This window comes from Sinomonas terricola, from assembly GCF_034931225.1.
GTDB classification, from domain to species: Bacteria; Actinomycetota; Actinomycetes; order Actinomycetales; family Micrococcaceae; genus Sinomonas; species Sinomonas terricola.
Map to the genome: position 1 here is coordinate 874,953 of NZ_JAYGGQ010000001.1, position 16,094 is coordinate 891,046.

The 16,094-nt window shown below is 69.3% G+C and carries 17 protein-coding genes; 6 read left to right on the forward strand and 11 right to left on the reverse strand.

Annotated features, from left to right (window positions below):
- Positions 1 to 121: 121 nt before the first annotated feature.
- Positions 122 to 1,168, reverse strand: a complete 1,047-nt coding sequence (locus SPF06_RS04260; protein WP_323277674.1) for an Lrp/AsnC family transcriptional regulator — start codon at positions 1,166 to 1,168, stop codon at positions 122 to 124.
- An 87-nt stretch (positions 1,169 to 1,255) separates the two neighbouring features.
- On the opposite strand from SPF06_RS04260, the gene SPF06_RS04265 reads away from it, so the two are divergent.
- From SPF06_RS04265 to trmB, 3 genes are read left to right on the forward strand one after another with little or no spacing between them, the layout of a single operon-like run.
- The gene (locus SPF06_RS04265; protein WP_428985698.1) at positions 1,256 to 2,584 is read left to right on the forward strand and encodes a M20 metallopeptidase family protein; all 1,329 of its coding nucleotides are present in this window, start codon (positions 1,256 to 1,258) and stop codon (positions 2,582 to 2,584) included.
- Between the two features lie 36 nt (positions 2,585 to 2,620).
- On the forward strand, positions 2,621 to 3,925 hold the full coding sequence (locus SPF06_RS04270) for an MFS transporter (RefSeq protein ID WP_323277677.1): 1,305 nt from the start codon (positions 2,621 to 2,623) through the stop codon (positions 3,923 to 3,925).
- 23 nt (positions 3,926 to 3,948) lie between these two features.
- Positions 3,949 to 4,830 (forward strand): tRNA (guanosine(46)-N7)-methyltransferase TrmB, encoded by an 882-nt coding sequence (trmB, locus tag SPF06_RS04275; RefSeq protein WP_323277678.1) that lies wholly within the window; start codon positions 3,949 to 3,951, stop codon positions 4,828 to 4,830.
- 184 nt (positions 4,831 to 5,014) lie between these two features.
- Here trmB and SPF06_RS04280 read toward each other — a convergent pair whose 3' ends face one another.
- The 3 genes from SPF06_RS04280 to SPF06_RS04290 form a co-directional block, all read right to left on the reverse strand.
- Positions 5,015 to 5,455, reverse strand: a complete 441-nt coding sequence (locus SPF06_RS04280) for a hypothetical protein (RefSeq protein ID WP_323277679.1) — start codon at positions 5,453 to 5,455, stop codon at positions 5,015 to 5,017.
- Positions 5,452 to 6,537 (reverse strand): hypothetical protein, encoded by a 1,086-nt coding sequence (locus tag SPF06_RS04285; RefSeq protein WP_323277680.1) that lies wholly within the window; start codon positions 6,535 to 6,537, stop codon positions 5,452 to 5,454. The genes SPF06_RS04280 and SPF06_RS04285 overlap by 4 nt, the downstream gene beginning before the upstream one ends.
- A gap of 233 nt (positions 6,538 to 6,770) precedes the next feature.
- Positions 6,771 to 7,634, reverse strand: a complete 864-nt coding sequence (locus SPF06_RS04290; RefSeq protein ID WP_323277681.1) for a LysR family transcriptional regulator — start codon at positions 7,632 to 7,634, stop codon at positions 6,771 to 6,773.
- Positions 7,635 to 7,703: 69 nt separating this feature from the next.
- Between SPF06_RS04290 and SPF06_RS04295 the strand changes: the two genes are divergently transcribed.
- Complete coding sequence (locus tag SPF06_RS04295; protein WP_323277682.1) at positions 7,704 to 8,678, forward strand: DMT family transporter; 975 nt, start codon at positions 7,704 to 7,706, stop codon at positions 8,676 to 8,678.
- Positions 8,679 to 8,703: 25 nt separating this feature from the next.
- Here the strand turns inward: SPF06_RS04295 and SPF06_RS04300 are convergent, their stop codons facing one another.
- Together SPF06_RS04300 and SPF06_RS04305 are read right to left on the reverse strand one after the other, a co-directional pair.
- A complete protein-coding gene (locus tag SPF06_RS04300) occupies positions 8,704 to 9,393 on the reverse strand; it encodes an anti-sigma factor family protein (RefSeq protein WP_323277683.1) in 690 nt (229 codons plus the stop codon).
- Positions 9,390 to 9,893, reverse strand: coding sequence for a sigma-70 family RNA polymerase sigma factor (locus SPF06_RS04305; protein WP_323277684.1), 504 nt, complete (start codon positions 9,891 to 9,893; stop codon positions 9,390 to 9,392). Before SPF06_RS04305 ends, SPF06_RS04300 begins: the two co-directional genes overlap by 4 nt.
- A 248-nt stretch (positions 9,894 to 10,141) precedes the next feature.
- Between SPF06_RS04305 and SPF06_RS04310 the strand changes: the two genes are divergently transcribed.
- A complete protein-coding gene (locus SPF06_RS04310; RefSeq protein ID WP_323277685.1) occupies positions 10,142 to 10,672 on the forward strand; it encodes a COG4315 family predicted lipoprotein in 531 nt (176 codons plus the stop codon).
- 155 nt (positions 10,673 to 10,827) lie between these two features.
- Positions 10,828 to 11,001 carry a hypothetical protein gene (locus SPF06_RS04315; RefSeq protein ID WP_323277686.1) on the forward strand — a complete coding sequence of 58 codons (174 nt, stop codon included), beginning with the start codon at positions 10,828 to 10,830 and terminating at the stop codon, positions 10,999 to 11,001.
- Positions 11,002 to 11,056: 55 nt separating this feature from the next.
- Here the strand turns inward: SPF06_RS04315 and SPF06_RS04320 are convergent, their stop codons facing one another.
- From SPF06_RS04320 to dnaK, 5 genes are all read right to left on the reverse strand, one after another.
- On the reverse strand, positions 11,057 to 11,791 hold the full coding sequence (locus SPF06_RS04320) for a DMP19 family protein (protein ID WP_323277687.1): 735 nt from the start codon (positions 11,789 to 11,791) through the stop codon (positions 11,057 to 11,059).
- A 192-nt stretch (positions 11,792 to 11,983) separates the two neighbouring features.
- Positions 11,984 to 12,409 carry a heat shock protein transcriptional repressor HspR gene (locus tag SPF06_RS04325; RefSeq protein ID WP_323277688.1) on the reverse strand — a complete coding sequence of 142 codons (426 nt, stop codon included), beginning with the start codon at positions 12,407 to 12,409 and terminating at the stop codon, positions 11,984 to 11,986.
- 3 nt (positions 12,410 to 12,412) lie between these two features.
- Positions 12,413 to 13,390, reverse strand: a complete 978-nt coding sequence (locus SPF06_RS04330; protein ID WP_323277689.1) for a DnaJ C-terminal domain-containing protein — start codon at positions 13,388 to 13,390, stop codon at positions 12,413 to 12,415.
- 111 nt (positions 13,391 to 13,501) lie between these two features.
- Positions 13,502 to 14,200 carry a nucleotide exchange factor GrpE gene (locus SPF06_RS04335; RefSeq protein ID WP_323277690.1) on the reverse strand — a complete coding sequence of 233 codons (699 nt, stop codon included), beginning with the start codon at positions 14,198 to 14,200 and terminating at the stop codon, positions 13,502 to 13,504.
- 2 nt (positions 14,201 to 14,202) lie between these two features.
- Entirely contained in the window at positions 14,203 to 16,083 is a 1,881-nt protein-coding gene (dnaK, locus tag SPF06_RS04340; RefSeq protein WP_323277691.1) for a molecular chaperone DnaK, read from the reverse strand.
- Positions 16,084 to 16,094 lie beyond the last annotated feature (11 nt).

Consider the following 16,094-nt stretch of genomic DNA (forward strand, 5'->3'; position numbering starts at 1 on the left):
GTTCGCCGAAGAAAGGGAGCCTGGCACGGGGCCTGTCAACGCGTTCTACGACGCAGGGCTCTGCGTGCCGACGCCTGCGAGGTGAGATCCCCGTAAGGCGAATGGCCGCGGCCCAGTTGGTTCATTCTATCAGGATGGGCGAGGCGACCACTTCCCCGGTCGCGGTGCCGTCCGGCCTCAGCAGGCAGCCGACGCGCTTGACGCTGCTCAGCATGACCGTGCTCTGGACGAGCTCGATCCCCGGAATCCGCTCCTGGAGGGCGAGCTCCGCGGTCATGACGTCGGCCACGGTGCGCAGCCACATCACGATCGTGAAGTTGGTCTGGCCGGTCGTCGACGCAACGAGCCGCACGTTGCGGAGGCCACCCAGCGCCGCGGCGGCTTGGGCATGCTGGCCCGGGGGGACCTTCGTGAGCCATTTGCACGCGACCGGATAGCCCGCGGGGCCCTGCGCGACCTCGCATCGGAACGAGAGCAGGCCGCTCCCGATGACGCGCGCGAGCTGCCGGTGCACGGTCGCGGGGCTCCGGCCGAGTTCGCGGGCCATGTCCGCCGCACTCGCGCGGCCGTTGCGGGCCAGGAGCGGAAGGAGGTCGAAGCACGCGGGCGGGAGCCGGCCCGTGAACGGCTCGGACCGTGCGAGTGCCGAGAACGCGGCGATCTGCTCGCGGTCGAGTGCCGCGAGCCGCCACGAGTGCCCGCCCGAGTGGAGGCGCGTGCACAGCTCGGTCTGGATGCGGCTCACGCCCGGGGCCGCGGCGAGGCGCGGAAGGATGGACTCCGCGCATTCGGACAGGTTGCGCGCGAAGACCGTGAGCGCGAGGTCGGGCTGGCTCGCCGCGACGTCGACCGTCTGCACCTCGGGGATGACGGCGAGCGCCGCGACAGCCTCTTCGCGGCGGCCCGGCACGCATTCGACGTCGACGAACGCGAGCACCATCTCGGATGGATCGCCCCGGAGATGGGCGGTCACCCACGCGAGCCCGGCCGAATGGAGCCGCTCCCACCGGCGAGCGAGGGTCGCGGGGTGCGCCCCCAGGATGTCGGCGGCGTCGAGCCACGCGACGCGCGGGGCGATCTGGAGCGCATGGAGGAGCGCGAGATCGTCCTCGGAGAGTTCGACGACGGGAGCTCCCCATGAGAGAAATCTCTGCCGAGCAGAATCCATCTGATCGATTATTGCAGTTTTACGCGCGGGGAATACTGCGTCCCGCACACTGTCAGGCAAACACCACAACGTGGCGTACGCCACACCATGGGCGCCGGGCAGCGCCCGAAGGAAGGAGCCGAAGTGATCGACGAGGCACGCGGCCTGCAGGAGACCCTCACGACGTGGCGGCACGCCCTCCACGAGGAACCGGAGATCGGACTCGACCTCCCCCGCACGCAGGAGAAGGTCCTCGCGGTCCTCGACGACCTCGGGCTCGAGATCAGCACGGGCACCGACACCACGTCGGTCACCGCCGTGCTGCGGGGCACCGCTCGTGAGGAACTCGCCGCCGGTGGCGCGTCGTCGTCCGCCGATCCGGCTCCATCCGCGGGAAGCGAGCGACCCCTCGCACCTTCTTCCGGGCACCGCCCCGTCGTGCTTCTCCGGGCCGACATGGACGCGCTACCCGTCCAGGAGCGCACGGGCGTCGGGTTCACGTCCCGCATCGACGGCGCGATGCACGCGTGCGGCCACGACCTCCACACGTCGATGCTCCTCGGCGCCGCGACGCTCCTGGCGGACAATCGGCACAAGCTCGCGGGCGACGTCGTCCTCATGTTCCAGCCCGGCGAGGAAGGCTACGACGGCGCGAGCGTCATGGTCCGCGAGGGCGTCCTCGACGCCGCCGGCCGCCGCGCCGACGCGGCGTTCGGCCTCCACGTGTTCTCGTCCATGGAGCCGCACGGGCGCTTCGTGACCCGCCCCGGCGTCATGATGAGCGCGTCCGACGGCCTCTTCGTCACGGTGCGCGGCGCGGGCGGCCACGGCTCGGCACCGCATGCCGCGAAGGATCCGGTCACGGTCGCGGCCGAGATGGTCCTCGCGCTCCAGACGATGGTCACGCGGCAGTTCAACATGTTCGATCCCGTGGTCGTGACGGTCGGGCGGCTCGCGGCGGGCACGAAGCGCAACGTCATCCCGGACACTGCCGAGTTCGACGCGACCATCCGCACGTTCTCCGAAGCGAACCGCGAGCATATGCAGCGCGCGATCCCGCGCCTCCTCGAGGGCATCGCCCACGCCCACGGCCTCGAGGTCGACGTGCGGTACGCGGCCGAGTACCCGCTCACGATCACGGACGTGGCCGAGACGGAGTTCGCCGAGTCCACGATCGCGGAACTGTTCGGCCAGGCCAGCGGCCGTCACTCGCGGCTCGCGCAGCCCCTGAGCGGTTCCGAGGACTTCTCGCGCGTCCTCGCGGAAGTCCCCGGGAGCTTCATCGGCCTGAGCGCCGTCCCCGCGGGCGTCGACCCCGCGACAAGCGCCTTCAACCACTCCCCCTTCGCAACGTTCGACGACGCCGTCCTCGCCGACGGCGCGGCCCTATACGCCCAGCTCGCCCTCGCCAAGACGGCAGAGCTCGCAGCGCGCTGACCCCGGACCGGACCAGACCCCCACGAGAGAGACCCCATGACAACCAGCCCCAGCACGCGCACGGCGAGTTCCGCCGTCATCGCCCCCTCCGCGCGTCGCACGCTCATCAGCACCGGCATCGGCAACGCCGCAGAATGGTACGACTGGGCGATCTACGCGACGTTCGCGCCGTACTTCTCGAAGCAGCTCTTCAACCCCTCCGACCCGACGTCTGCGATCCTCTCGACGCTCGCGATCTTCGCCGTCGGCTTCGTGGCCCGCCCGTTCGGCGGCTTCGTCTTCGGCTGGATCGGCGACAGGTTCGGCCGCAAGAACTCGATGACGTTGACCGTCGCGCTCGCGGCGGTCGGAAGCCTCCTCATCGGCATCGCCCCGACGTTCGGCGCCGTCGGTGCGCTCGCGTCCCTCGTGCTCCTCGTCGCGCGCCTCGTTCAGGGCCTCGCGCACGGCGGCGAGCTCCCCTCGTCGCAGACGTACCTCTCCGAGATGGCCCCGCGCGAGAAGCGCGGCTTCTGGTCCACGCTCATCTACTTCTCGGGCACGATCGGCAACATGGTGGGCGCGCTCATCGGCGCGATCCTCGCGATCGCCCTCCCCAAGGCAGACATGGCCGCGTGGGGCTGGCGCCTCCCGTTCATCCTCGGGGCGGTCATGGGCCTCTACGGGCTCGTGATGCGGGCGCGCATGCCCGAGACCGAGGCGTTCGAGGAGCTCGACACCGCGCACCACAAGTCGCAGAGCCTCATCCGGGACATCCTCGAGCACCGCAAGCAGGCGCTCCAGGTCATCGGCATGACGGTGGGCCTCACCGTCATCTACTACGTGTGGGCCATCGTCGCCCCCACCTACGCCGCGACGAGCCTCAAGCTCGACCCGGGGCAGGCCCTCTGGTACGGGTTTGCCGCCAACGTGGTGTTCCTCGTCGCGCTCCCGCTGTGGGGCAGGCTGAGCGACCGGATCGGCCGCAAGCCCGTGCTCATCATCGGCGGCGTCGGGTGCGCGGTGCTGCACTTCCCCATGACGTGGCTCCTGCACGACTCGCTGTGGCAGCTCTTCGTCTCGATGTCCGTCATGCTCATCTTCATCGCCGCGGGCGCCGCCATCGCCCCCGCCGCCTACGCCGAGCTGTTCCCCGCGAAGGTGCGCACTGCCGGCGTCGGCGTCCCGTACGCAATCGCCGTCGCGGCCTTCGGCGGTACCGCGCCGTACCTGCAGACGCTCTTCACTGACGTCGTGAAGCAGCCGTGGATGTTCAACGCGTACGCGGTCGTCATGGTGCTCGTCTCCGTCGCCGTCGTGCTCGGCCTGCCCGAGACGAAGGCGAAGGACCTCACCGTCTGACGCCTGAACTACGCTTGGGGGCGATGAGCGAGCAGCACGAAACCCCCACACCGGACCCGCCCTCGGGCGGCAACCCGATCACTCCCGGCAGCCAGGCGTCCTTCGGCACGTATCGACGCCAGCCCGTGAGCTTCGTGCGCCGCGGCACGCGCCTCCAGGGCCGGCGGCAGCAGGCGTGGGACGAGCACGCGGAGGCCTTCGTCATCGATGTTCCCCGGCACGTCGCGGACACGTCGGTGCACCCGGACTACGTGTTCGACGCCGATGCGGAGTTCGGGCGTCCGGCACAGGAGGCGCCGCTCATCGTCGAAATCGGCTCGGGCCTCGGGGAGGCGATCGTCGCCGCGGCCGAGGCGAGCCCCGAGCAGAACTTCCTCGCCGTCGAGGTGTACCGGCCCGGGCTCGCGAACACGCTCCTCCGGATCGGGCAGCGCGGCCTCACGAACGTGCGCGTCGTCCAGGCGAACGCGCCCGAGGTGCTCGGCACGATGCTGCCCCCGGGTTCGGTGAGCGAGCTCTGGGTGTTCTTCCCCGATCCGTGGCACAAGACGAAGCACCACAAGCGGCGCCTCGTGAACGACTCGTTCGCCGAGCTCGCCGCGCGGGTCCTCGCCCCGGGGGGCGTCTGGCGGCTGGCGACCGACTGGTCCGGCTACGCGCAGCAGATGCGCAGCGTCGTCGCCGCGTCGCCGGACTTCCGCAACGCGCACGACGGCGAACGGGCGGGGGCGGCGAGCCCGCTCACGGCGGCCTGGGCCTCCGGGGCGGACTGCGAGCCGACCGGCGAGACCGATTCCGTGGGCGGGTGGGCGCCGCGCTTCGAGGGCCGCGTGCAGACGAGCTTCGAGAACAAGGCCCTCAAAGCGGGGCGTGTCATCTTCGACCTCACGGCGGTGCGGGAGTAGCTGTGGTGACGCGGCGCCGCACGGTGACCGGCGCCGTCGTCCGTCGCCGCCCGCCCTGCGCCAGCTGAACGCCCGGCGATTCGGACATTGCCCTAGGTTTCAGCGCGGGGCAATGTCCGAATCGCGAGGCTCTCTCGGGAAGACGGCTTGTCGCCGAGAGGACGCACTGAGGCCGTCCTGTCGACTAGAAGGCGTCTTCCCGCCGTCGCCGCCGCGTGCCTGGGTCCAACGGCCCGCGGACCACGAAGGCCGCCATCGACGCGCCTACCAGGGCGACGACGGTAAGGAAGGTTCCGAAAACGACCGAGTAGTTGTCCAGTCGGGTCATGGCACCTTCGACGAAGCCCGCGAGTGCGGCAAGAGCCATGGTGGCGACGGGCGCAACCACCGGCCACAGCATTCTGCGCAGACCGAGCTCCTCCATGACCGCAAGGAGTGGTCCCCAGAGAAGTTGGGTCGCCGGTACCGTCAGGACGGCGGCGAAGCCTAATACCGCGAGCTCGCTTCCCCGCGTCCCTACTCCCTCCGGACTCGACCACAGCTCGTACACACCGGCGACGAGCACCCCAGCCAGAGCAAAGCACCCGTAGAACCCAAGAGGGTGGACACGTAGTATGTACCTCACCCTGACACCGCTGTATTGATTTGGTCAACGGGACACCTCGGTCCGAAGAGGCAATCGAAAGAATTGTTCGGCCGCTGAATCAGTGGCTGCCAATACTCCGTCCCATACGGATTGAACCGCGCGTAGGCCTCATGAGCGGGTGCTTGGAACCGCCATCCGACCATTTCAATGAGACCGGACCGGTAGAAGCGATTCATGACGTTGTACTGGATCGACCCGATGCTGCAATATGGATTACCGACATCATGCTTGAATCGGACCTGCGCATAGGAGCCGCTCCGGTAGGCCTCGGTGAACTGCATCCCGGCCGAACTAGCCGTTCGGGTGTCCACGAACGATCCGTAACGATAACGCGTGGTGGGACCCACAGCCTTCAGAAGAACGAGCGATTGACTGTCCGGGTTCCCCCAGTTGACCGTTGCCCACATAAAAGTCCTGAACTGAGACTCCCCATTCGGCGCCGAAGCAGAAGGAGCTCGATAGCCCCGGTTGTCTCCGCCGAATTCCCAGCCGTCCTGCCCGAACACTTCACAACTCGCAGCACCGAAAACGTTCAGACCCACTCGCGAGTTGGGGATAAACGTCTTGTATTCCACCGCGTTGTTGTAGGGCTGGTAGGCCTGTTGAGTAAGGAGGGAGCCGGGCGCCCTCTCCGACTTCAAGGCGCCCGTCGTGGTGGCTTTGAGCGTCCTGTCGGAAACCACCGCGGTTTGTCCAGAGATGTCGGCGATGATTCGGTAGGTATACGTAGCCCCACTGGTCAGGCCACCCTCCTGGAAGCTTGTTGAAGGTGTCTGACCCAGATTGCGATCGTCCCGCTTGATCGTATAGGTCGCGCTTCCGGGCACCGCTCGCCAACTGAGGCTGACTGTGGACTCTGTCGTGGCAACAGCCAGACTCGGCAACATTTCGGCCGGACCGATATCGATCTGGTTACGGTCTATCGATGCATCGACAGTACCTGGATTCTGCGCCATAGACGTGGCTACCCAGTCGATACCTGAAGACTTGGGCTGGTCCTCGGCAACATCAGCCGGACTCTCAAACTGGATTACTTTCACCGGCTGGCCGGCGTTGGGCATTTGCCCCGCTTGCGCCAAAGCCCATGCTTACGAGCACTGCAATCGTGAACACGGCTACGCTTCGGATAATTCTTGCCATGGTCCCCCCTATTGTTCGAAGATTCTCAAACCCTAGCCGCGGAACCCAGAGAGATCAACTCTTGAGGACGTAGGTTTGATGTTCCAGGCCGCAGCAATTCACGAAATTCTGACATTCGCGTCTTCGCGATGCACGCAGATGTGAAAAGGCTGCGCTACCTGGAATGCAGGGCGCCCACGAGGGCCTCGGTGAGCGGGTTCCACGCGCGATTCGTCGGCCCGCTCAGCATGAGCCGGCGCCCGAGGGTCGGCTCGAGCGGGACCATCTGGAGCTCCTTCGGGAGCATGGCCTCGCCGAGGCCCGGCATGATCGCGACGCCGACGCCCTCCTGGACCATCACGATGAGGGTCGCGAGCTCGCGCACGCGCTGGCGCATCTCGAACGGCACGCCGGCCTTGGCGTGGATCCGGCGAACCTCGTTCTCGCACCCGCCCGTGTTCACGATGAGCCCGTCCTCGTGGAGCTCCCGAAGCGGAATCCGAACCTCCCCCGCGAGCGGGTGGTCGCGCCGCACCACGGCGCAGTATTCGTCCTGGCCAACGAGCACAGCCCCGGGTGGGTCGGGGTGGGGATCGACGAGGATCGCGGCGTCCACGGTGCCGTTGTCGAGCCACGCGGGAATCTCGTCGTCGTCGCCCTCGAAGAGACTCACCTCGACCTTCGGCAGGAGCGCCGACCAGACCCCGAGCAGCCCGGGGACGAGGCCTTGGCACACGGTCGGCACTGCGCCGAGCCGCACGCGGCCCTCAGGCACCCCGGATCGCGCCCGCATGCTGCCGTCGAGGGCATCCAGGGCGGCGACGGCGGCCCGCGCGTGCGGAAGCACCTCTCCCGCGAGCGCCGTGGGCGCATTGGCCCGCTCCCGGTCGAGGAGGATCCCGCCGAGATGCTCTTCGAGCGCGCGCAGAGTGCGAGACACGGACGACTGGCTCACCCCGAGCAGCTGGGCTGCCGAGGTGAACGAGCCACTGTCGACGACGGCGAGCAGCGTGCGCAGCTGCGGTACGGTCGGGGCCATGCATTCATGGTATAGGCAAATGCGCTCGATGTATTTGATTCATGCATAGGACGGCGCGACAGTGAGGTCATGACGACCCGCCGCTTCGCTCTCACCGCCGCCTTCGTCGCGCTCGCCCTCATCTGGGGCGCGAGCTTCCTCCTCATCAAGGAATCGCTCACGGGCTTCACTCCCGGCCAGGTCGCCGTCGGGCGCATCGTGCTGGGAGCGATCACGCTGCGCCTGATCATGGTCGCGACCGACCGCGCGTGGCCCCGCGAGCCACGCTTCTGGGGGCATATGGCCGCGGTCGGGATCCTGCTGTGCGTCGTGCCGTTCAGCCTGTACGCATGGGCGGGCGAATCGCTCCCCTCGGGACTCTCGGCAATCCTCAACGCGTCGACCCCGCTCATGACCGCCCTCGCGACGGCGGCCGTCCTCCCGTCGGAACGGCTCGCGTCGCGGCAGGTGCTCGGCGTCGCGGTGGGGGGCGCCGGCGTCGTCCTCGTCGTGGGGCCGTGGGGGCTCGCGGCGAACGCCGTCTCGCCCGCCCTGAGCTCATTCCCCGCCCAGCTCGCGTGCCTGGGTGCGACGGCCTGCTACGGCCTCGGCTTCGCGTACATGCGGCGTTTCGTCGTCGGGCGGTACCGCTACGACGCCCTGAGCGTCTCGACCGTGCAGCTCACGATGGCTGCCGCGGTCGCGCTCTCGTGCGCGCCCCTGCTCGGGGCCCTCGCCCCCGCCCCCGCCCCGAACCCGTGGGCGCTCGGCGCGCTCGCGCTGCTCGGCATCTTCGGCACGGGCATCGCGTACATCTGGAACACCGTGATCGTGACCCATTGGGGCGCTGTCGCGGCCTCGACCGTCACGTACCTCACGCCGCTCGTGGGCGTCGCCCTCGGCACCACCCTGCTCGCCGAGAGCCTCACGTGGAACCAGCCGGTGGGGTGCGTCGTGGTCATCGCGGGCATCATCGCGATCCACCGGGGGGCGGCCCGCCCGCGCCCGGGCCAACCGACGGCCGCCGAGGTCCGGCCAGTCGAGCAGCCCGTGCCGGCCCGCTGACGCCCGGCCCGCTGACACCCCGGGCTCAGCCGACCGTAGCGCGCGCGAGCGTGTTCTGCGACGCGTCCCGGACCTCGACGCCACGGATGGACGCGAGCTGGAACGACGTCGCGCCCGTGAGCACGGCCCGGCCCGAATAGCCCGTCGAGCTCCAGCTCGCCGCGCGTTCCTGAGCCCCGTCTGCCGTCACGATCCACACACTGAACACGCCCGCGCTCGGCATCCCCCGGCACACGAGATCGAGTTCGGTCCCCCACCCCTTGCGCACGAACGCGACGTCGACCTGAGTCCCGTCCGCCGAGATGAGGGTTGCGCTCGCCGCCGGCGCGGCAGTGGGCGACGGCGTCCCGCTCGGCGCGGGCGGGGCCCACCCCACGACCGGCCCGAGCGCGATCCCCACGGCCAGCGACGCCGCGGCGGCACCGGCGATCGCACCCGCCCAGCGCATCCGCAGCGCGCGACGGCGCGTGCGCACCTTCGCGAGGAGGGCCGGCGGCGCGGGGGCGACCGCAGCGGCTACCGGCCGCTCGGCGAGCGCCTCCGCGCGGGAGACCGGCACGGCGTCAAGCAGCGCCGGAAGAATCTCGAGCTGCTCGACTTCGGCGCGGCACTCCGGGCAGGACGCGAGATGCTGCTCGACGGCGCGGGCCTCCTCCAGGTCGAGCCCGCCGAGGAGATACGCACCGAGGGACAGCCGCAGCTCCGCGTGGTTCACCGTTCCACCCCCAGTTCATCGAGCGCTGTGCGCAGCGCCTTGAGCGCATAGAAGCAGCGCGACTTGACCGTCCCGGCGGGGACGCCCAGCTCCTCCGCGGCCTCGGCGACCGTGAGCCGCCGATAGTGCACGGCGACGAGGGCCTGGCGGTGCTCGCGGGTAAGCCGCATGAGTGCCTCCTCCATGACGACGCGGTCGAGCAGGTCGTCGACGCGTTCGCCGACGATCGCGGCGTCGAACCCGTTCTCGATCGATGCCACCGCCTGGGGGCGGCGCGCCCGCGCGCGGTGCTGGTCCACGATGAGGTTCCGGACCGTGCGGTAGAGATACGCCCGCAGCCCAGCGGTGGGCTCGGGCGCGAGCCGCCACACCCTGATGATGGCTTCCTGCACGATGTCCTCAGCCTGTTCGTCGCTCTCGACGGCCCCGCGGGCGAAGCGCCTGAGCGCGGCGCCGTGGTCGCGGTAGATCGCCGCCACCGCGTCCTCGTCCATCGGCATGGAGCCTCCCCGGCTGCCTCGTCTCATCCGTTCGCCCCTAAGACGCCGCGCGAGGGCGAACGGTTCACCGCCATTGTCCCGCGCTGTGACCCGGGCAGCGTGAACCGAACGGGGTGAACCGAACGGGGTGAACCGAACGGGGTGAACCGAACAGGTGAACCGATCGGCCCGACCAGGCGTCTCATGGTCAGCGGCACACAGCCGTCCACCAAGCGGAAGCAACCGTCCTACGAGCGGAAGGCGGAACCATGAACAAGCGAGCGGCACTCGCCCTGGCCACGATCTCGACGGCGCTCGCGCTTGCCGGATGCGGCGGCGGCTACGGAACCTCGCCGTCGTCCTCTGCCCCGGCCAGCTCGTCGGCCCCGTCCTCGGCGGCCGCCGCCGCGGGCCTCACGCTCATGACGTCGACCGTCGGCGGTCAGAAGATCGTCGTGGACGGCAAGGGCAACACCGTCTACTTCTACACGCGGGACAACAAGGGCGCGACGCAGAGCGCGTGCACGGGAGGCTGCGCAACCCTGTGGCCCGCCGTGACGAATGACGGCGCGCCCGCCCTGCAGGGCGTGACCGGCACGATCGGCAGCATCACGACGGCGAGCGGCAAGCAGCAGGTCACGATCAACGGCATGCCGATCTACTACTACTCGAAGGACACCGCGCCCGGCCAGACCAACGGGCAGGGCGTCGCGGGCGTGTGGTACGTCGTGGGCGCCGACGGGTCGATGATCCAGGGCTCGCTCACGTCGTCGAGCTCGCCGAACACGTCGGGCTACTGATCGGGCGCCGGACAGGTCCGCATGGCATCGCCTGTAGGGGCGGTGCCATGCGGACCTGGAAGGGCATGATCGACTGACCCCGGGCCCTGCACCGTCTCTGGTGACCTCCGAAACTGGGGAGTAGGCTGGATGTCCCCGAAAAGCTAGGAGGAGTCATGTCAGGCTTCCGGAGCTACACGGAAGAGGAACGGCACAGCTACGTCGCCCCGACGTGCGAACTGTGCGGGCAGCACCGCCACATCGTGTGGCGCGAAGAGGACGGGCGGTGGATTCCGCGCGATCACGGATGCTCGAATGAGGCCTGCCCGCAATTCGGCGGCGCGGCGTGACCTGACGCGGGGGGCGGCCGGCAGCGGTCGCCCCCCGCTTCATGCGGCCCAGCGGCTATTTGGCCGCCTCCCCGCGCGCCTGCCCGGCGGCGTGCGAGGCGTGCCCGGCGGCGTGCGCGGCCGGCGACGCGTCGTCGTCGGACTCTTCAAGGTCTTCGAAGTCGTCGTCATCGTAGGCGTCGTCGAAGGCCCCCTCGTGCTCGAGCTCCTCGTCGAGCGCCGCAGCCTCGGCGCGACGCTCCTCGAGGTCGGGGATCAGGCCGACGCGGCGGGCGATCTCGTCCTCGATTCCGTCGTCGTCCAGCGCAAGCAGGCCTTCCTGACCGCGGAGCCACGCCGCGTTGAGGGCCACGAGGTCTTCGACGGCGAGGATCTCCTCGAAGCGTTCGTCGAGTTCCTCGACGGCCTTGACCGCGTCGGTAGGCTTGCCGTCGCCCACGAGGTAGGTCTCCTCCTCGTCGTCGTCGAGCGCGTCGTACGCTGCGGCGATCGCGTCGAAGAGCTCGAGGTGCTGCGCGGCGCCCATCTCGCGGAGGCCGTCGCGGACGTAGCCGTCGATCTCCTCGCGATCGCCCGCGCTCACGGCGTACTGGGCGAATCCGCCGTCGAGCGCCTCGGTGAAGTAGAAGTCGACGTAGTAGCTCCGCAGCGCGTTGACCGCGATCTCGTCCTCGCCGAGCAGCTCGGAGTACATCGCGTTGACCACGTCGATGTTCGCGTCGACCACCTCGTCGTCGGGGCCCTCGAGGACTTCGGCGGGCAGGACAACGGGGTGCTGGTTCGTGCTCATGGGGGCTCCTCGCTCAGGCGGCCGGCTACGTTTCGACCGTACGACGGCGGAGCTCGTCCCACGCGGGAAGCCATGGTTAACGTTGGGCGAACCTTGGGCGAGATCGAGAGGTGGCCACGCGTCCGGCGAGAGGTGGCCACGCGTCCCGCGAGAAGTGGCCACGGATTGGGGTGCGGCCAGCCAAGTCCCTGACTAGGACTCGCGGGGCCGCCACACGACGACGGCCTGCGAACGCTGTTCAGGCCGCTGCCCGCGGGCGAGCGTGACGACGTCGCCCCCGATCCCTGCCGCGAAGATCCGGCGGGATTCGGCACCGCTGCGCCGCGCGTCCTCCACCTCGCGCTGAAGCTCCGCAACGCGCAGCCGCAGCGCCGCAACCTGGTTCTCGAGCTCGAGGATGCGCCTGATGCCCTCGAGCGAGACGCCGTCCTTCGAGAGTCGCTGCACCTCGCGCAGGAGTTCGACGTCGTGCTGGGAATAGCGCCGCTGCCGGCCCGGCTGCCGCGACGGCGAGACGAGCCCCAGGCGGTCGTACTGGCGAAGCGTCTGGGGGTGCATCTCGGCCAGCTCCGCCGCTACGGAGATCACGAAGATCGGAGCGTACGGATCGATGGCCATGGCTCAGAGCCTCGCTTTGGCGGCGAGCCCCGCACGGGGGTTCGATTCGGAGTTCTTCGCGGTGGCCGCGGCGAAGGCGCGCACCGCGTCCTCGGCTTCCTTCGAGAGGTTCTGGGGGACGACGACGTCGATCGTCACCAAGAGGTCGCCAGCACCCTTGGGCGTCTTGACGCCCTGGCCCTTGACGCGGAGCGTCTTGCCGGAGCCTGTGCCCGCGGGGACCTTCATCGTGACGTGCTGGCCGTCGAGCGTGGGCACGTCGATCTGGGCGCCGAGGGCTGCCTCGTCGAAGCTCACGGGAACGTGAATGCGGATGTTGTCGCCGTCGCGCACGAAGAACTCGTGGGGCGTGACGTTGACGGTGACCATGAGGTCGCCGGGACCCGCCGATCCCGGCCCGCCCTTGCCGCGCACGCGGACCTTCTGGCCGTCCCGGATCCCCGCGGGGATCCGGACGTCGATGACCTCGCCGCTCTGCTCGCGCAGGCCCACGGTCGTGCCGCGGATCGAGCCCGCGAAGGAGATCGTCGTCGTCGCCTGGCGGTCGGCGCCCTTCTGCGGCGGCGCCTGGAATCCGCCGCCCGTGCCGAAGCCTCCGAAGAGGTCGGCGAATTCGGGCGGGAGGTCGCCCGTGCTGAAGCCGCGCGAATGCCGCCCGGCGCTTCCGCCGAAGAGGCCGCCGAAGAGGTCCTCGAATCCCGCCGCGCCCGCGCCGCCGCCCGGGCCTCCCGCGGAGAAGCGGGCGCCGCCCATGGCCCGGATCGCGTCGTACTGCTGGCGCTCCTCGGGGTCGCTCAGCACCGAGTTGGCCTCGGTGATGTCCTTGAACTTCTTCTCGGCCTCGGCGTCCCCGGGGTTCTGGTCGGGGTGGTACTTGCGGGCTAGCTTGCGGTAGGCCTTCTTGATATCGGCCTCAGAGGCGTCCTTGGGCACGCCCAGAATGGAGTAGAAATCCTTCTCCACCCAGTCCTGACTGGCCACAAGGGCCTCCTTCGCTTCTCTCTTACTTCTGATGGTAGGGCGACGGCCCGGCGGCGTGGTTGCCGCCGGGCCGTCGCAGCTGCAGAACCGCCGCGCGGTGAGGGCGCGCGGTTACGGCACCGCGACGATCACCTGCGCCGGGCGCAGCACGCGGGCCTTCGTCCGGTAGCCCGAGCGCAGCACCTGCTGGACCGTGTCCACCGTGATGCCCTCGCCGGGCTGCTGGATGAGCGCCTCATGGATGTTCGGATCGAACTCCACGCCCGTCGCGTCGATCCGCTCGAGCCCGTGGCTCGTGAGGATCTGCTCGAGCTTCGCCGCGATCGAGGCGAACGGCCCGTCGGTGAGGTCACCGTGGGCGCGGGCCGCGTCGATGTCGTCGAGCACCGGCAGGAGCGAGGAAAGCACGCCCATGACGGCGACCTCGCCCGCGACCGCGCGGTCGCGGTCCACGCGCTTGCGGTAGTTGACGTACTCGGCCTGAAGGCGCTGGAGGTCCTCGCGGAGCTCGGCAGCCTCGTTCTGCACGCCAGCCGCCTCGCTCAGGATGCGCTCGGCCTGGGCGAGCACGTCCTCCGAATCGTGGGCCTCGTCCACGGGACGGAGGTCCTCATGCTCGGGCTGGGCACCGGCGGCGGCTCCGGCAGCCGAGGCTGCGGGGCTGGCGTCGCCTGTCGCTTCGGGCTGGGGCTGATCGGGCTGCCGCACTCCGCCGGTGACCGGGTCGACCTTGCGGTTGTCCCGGATCACCGGCTTCTGCGGTTCGCCGCGGACCTCGTGCTCTTCGTCGTTGCCGTGGTGGGGAGCCATGGCTACTTCTTCTCGTCCTCGTCAACGATCTCCGCGTCGACGATGTCCTCGTCGTGGGAGCCGGCGCCCCCGGTCGAGCCTGCGCTGCCTGCGGTGTGCGAGCCGTCGCTCGTGGCGTCCGCACCCGCGCCCTGCGCGCCGGCGTAGATGGCCTCGCCGAGCTTGGACTGCGAGTGCTGCAGCTTCTCGAACGCGGCCTTCACGGCATCGTCGTCGGTGCCCTCGAGGGCCTTCTTGAGGGCGTCGACGTCGCCCTGGACTTCGTTCTTGACCTCTTCGGGCAGCTTGTCCTTGTTGTCCGCAATGAGCTTGTCCACCGAGTAGGCGAGCTGCTCGGCCGTGTTGCGGCGGTCTGCGGCCTCGCGGCGCTTCTTGTCCTCGGCCGCGTGCGCCTCGGCGTCGGAGACCATGCGCTCGATGTCCTCCTTGGACAGCGCGGTGCCGCCCGTGATGGTCATCGACTGCTCCTTGCCGGTGCCCTTGTCCTTCGCCGAGACGTGGACGATGCCGTTCGCGTCGAGGTCGAACGTGACCTCGATCTGCGGGATGCCGCGGGGCGCCGGGGCGATGCCCGTGAGCTCGAACGTGCCGAGCGGCTTGTTGTCCCGCGTGAACTCGCGCTCGCCCTGGAACACCTGGATCGAGACGGACGGCTGGTTGTCGTCGGCCGTCGTGAAGGTCTCTGAGCGCTTGGTCGGGATCGCCGTGTTGCGCTCGATGAGCTTCGTCATGACGCCGCCCTTGGTCTCGATGCCGAGCGAGAGCGGGGTCACGTCGATGAGCAGGACGTCCTTGCGCTCGCCCTTGAGGACGCCGGCCTGGAGGGCGGCGCCGACGGCGACGACCTCATCCGGGTTCACGCCCTTGTTGGGCTCCTTGCCGCCCGTGAGCTCCTTCACGAGGTCGGAGACGGCGGGCATGCGGGTCGAACCGCCCACGAGCACGACGTGGTCGATGTCCGAGACCTTGATGCCGGCCTCCGCGATGACGTCATGGAACGGCTTCTTGGTGCGCTCGAGGAGGTCCTTCGTGAGGTCCTGGAACTTGGCGCGCGTGAGGGCCTCGTCGAGGTGCACGGGGCCGTCCGGCGTGACGGAGAGGTATTGGAGCGAGATGTTCGTGCTCGTCGAGGACGAGAGCTCCTTCTTGGCCTGCTCGGCGGCCTCGCGGAGGCGCTGGAGGGCGATGCGGTCCTTCGAGAGGTCGATGCCCTTGAGCTTGAGCTGGCTCAGGAGGTACTCGACGACGCGCTGGTCCCAGTCGTCGCCGCCGAGGCGGTTGTCGCCGGCGGTCGCGCGGACCTGGATGGTCGAGAAGCCGTCGTCGTCCTTGCCCACCTCGAGGAGCGAGACGTCGAACGTGCCGCCGCCGAGGTCGAAGACGAGGATGAGCTCGTCTTCCTTGCCCTTGTCGAGGCCGTAGGCGAGAGCCGCCGCGGTGGGCTCGTTGATGATGCGGAGCACGTTGAGGCCCGCGATCTCGCCGGCCTCCTTCGTGGCCTGGCGCTCGGCGTCGTTGAAGTACGCCGGGACGGTGACGACTGCGTCGGTGACCTTCTCGCCGAGGTACGCCTCGGCGTCGTTCTTGAGCTTCATGAGAATGCGCGCGGAAATCTCCTGCGGCGTGTACTTCTTCTCGTCGATGCCGATCGTCCAGTCGGTGCCCATGTGGCGCTTGACGGACGTGATGGTGCGCTCGATGTTGTTGACCGCCTGGCGCTTGGCGATCTCGCCGACGAGCACCTCGCCAGTCTTGGAGAACGCGACGACGGACGGCGTGGTGCGTCCGCCCTCGGCGTTCGCGATGACCGTCGGCTCGCCGCCCTCGAGGACGGAGACGACGGAGTTGGTGGTGCCCAGGTCGATGCCGACTGCACGGGACATAGTTCCTCCTG

Coding starts and splice junctions, on each gene's coding strand:
- SPF06_RS04260 (WP_323277674.1), bottom strand. CDS start 1,168: ATGGATTCTGCTCGGCAGAGATTTCTCTCATGGGGAGCTCCCGTCGTC.
- SPF06_RS04265 (WP_428985698.1), top strand. CDS start 1,256: ATGGGCGCCGGGCAGCGCCCGAAGGAAGGAGCCGAAGTGATCGACGAG.
- SPF06_RS04270 (WP_323277677.1), top strand. CDS start 2,621: ATGACAACCAGCCCCAGCACGCGCACGGCGAGTTCCGCCGTCATCGCC.
- trmB (WP_323277678.1), top strand. CDS start 3,949: ATGAGCGAGCAGCACGAAACCCCCACACCGGACCCGCCCTCGGGCGGC.
- SPF06_RS04285 (WP_323277680.1), bottom strand. CDS start 6,537: ATGCCCAACGCCGGCCAGCCGGTGAAAGTAATCCAGTTTGAGAGTCCG.
- SPF06_RS04290 (WP_323277681.1), bottom strand. CDS start 7,634: ATGGCCCCGACCGTACCGCAGCTGCGCACGCTGCTCGCCGTCGTCGAC.
- SPF06_RS04295 (WP_323277682.1), top strand. CDS start 7,704: ATGACGACCCGCCGCTTCGCTCTCACCGCCGCCTTCGTCGCGCTCGCC.
- SPF06_RS04305 (WP_323277684.1), bottom strand. CDS start 9,893: ATGCCGATGGACGAGGACGCGGTGGCGGCGATCTACCGCGACCACGGC.
- SPF06_RS04310 (WP_323277685.1), top strand. CDS start 10,142: ATGAACAAGCGAGCGGCACTCGCCCTGGCCACGATCTCGACGGCGCTC.
- SPF06_RS04315 (WP_323277686.1), top strand. CDS start 10,828: ATGTCAGGCTTCCGGAGCTACACGGAAGAGGAACGGCACAGCTACGTC.
- SPF06_RS04320 (WP_323277687.1), bottom strand. CDS start 11,791: ATGAGCACGAACCAGCACCCCGTTGTCCTGCCCGCCGAAGTCCTCGAG.
- SPF06_RS04325 (WP_323277688.1), bottom strand. CDS start 12,409: ATGGCCATCGATCCGTACGCTCCGATCTTCGTGATCTCCGTAGCGGCG.
- SPF06_RS04335 (WP_323277690.1), bottom strand. CDS start 14,200: ATGGCTCCCCACCACGGCAACGACGAAGAGCACGAGGTCCGCGGCGAA.
- dnaK (WP_323277691.1), bottom strand. CDS start 16,083: ATGTCCCGTGCAGTCGGCATCGACCTGGGCACCACCAACTCCGTCGTC.